This window comes from Vibrio sp. 10N.222.48.A3 (genome assembly GCF_041475345.1).
Taxonomy (GTDB): domain Bacteria; phylum Pseudomonadota; class Gammaproteobacteria; order Enterobacterales; family Vibrionaceae; genus Vibrio; species Vibrio tasmaniensis_A.
In genome coordinates, this window is the sequence record NZ_JBFRVX010001768.1 from 1 (window position 1) to 1,020 (window position 1,020).

At 43.1% G+C, this 1,020-nt stretch carries 1 protein-coding gene; it reads right to left on the reverse strand.

The window, feature by feature from the left end:
* Positions 1-882: CBS domain-containing protein (locus AB4653_RS28825; RefSeq protein WP_372106066.1), on the reverse strand; the 882-nt coding region annotated here is incomplete at its 3' end.
* Positions 883-1,020 lie beyond the last annotated feature (138 nt).

The window sequence follows — 1,020 nt, forward strand, 5'->3', positions numbered from 1 at the left end:
GGTTTTCACACTGCCCGCGTATTTGATTTTCTCGATTAAGAAGATCGCTTGGACACGGTGGTTTTGAACTAAGTGAGACGTGGTGAGAAGACCAACGACCTTATTCTCTTTCACAACGGGCAAGTTACGGATATTGAATTGCATCATGATAGATGCAGCATGCAGCACTAAATCATCGGGTTTCACTGTGAGTGGAGAGTGTGTCATTACCTCTGAGATCAGGCTATCAGTGCTGACACCGTGAGCGATTACTCGCTTAGTCATGTCACGGTCGGTAATCAAACCAACAATGGTTTCACCCTCATAGATCACCGCACATGGCGAGCGTTGATGAAGCATTTCCACCGCTACCGATTGGATGGTTTGCTCAGACTTAACAATGGCGACCTGCCCGCTTGCCACTTCTTCAACCTTACGAATGAACAAGCCTTTCTCTTTATTTGACCACACAACATCCAATGCCGACTTCAAACGAACCTGAGCCTGTGAAGCAAAATGTTCTGCGCAACTTGGAAAAGCTTTGAAAAGCGTTTGAAGTGCCGAGTGTGGAATCACATAAAGTAAGGTGTTCTCAATTGCGATGGCTCTATAGCCTTTCTCATCGTTAACTTCAGAATCTAAGAATGTAAAACCGAACAAGTCTTCGCTACCTAAACGTGCGCGAAGCACACCGTCCGATTTTCGTTGCTCCATAGAGCCAGTTCGAATGATATAGAGCGACTTTTCCTTGCCCGATTCACAAAGATCAACCACATCACCTTTGCCGAGGTAAGTGATCTGAACATTAGAGGCAAGTTCACGCAGCGCTTCTTTAGGGATCTTATCGAATGGGTCTATCTGACCGATAAACTGAAGAATATTTGGTAATAAAGACTGAGGCATAATCACACTCGCAATAATTTGATTAGTATTATTATATAACTAACAAGGCTGGTTGCTAGTGGTTTTAACAAAACAGCAAAGAATAGGTCAAATATTGGACATCAGTCAGGTTTCCATCAAATTTAGATACAAAAAAAG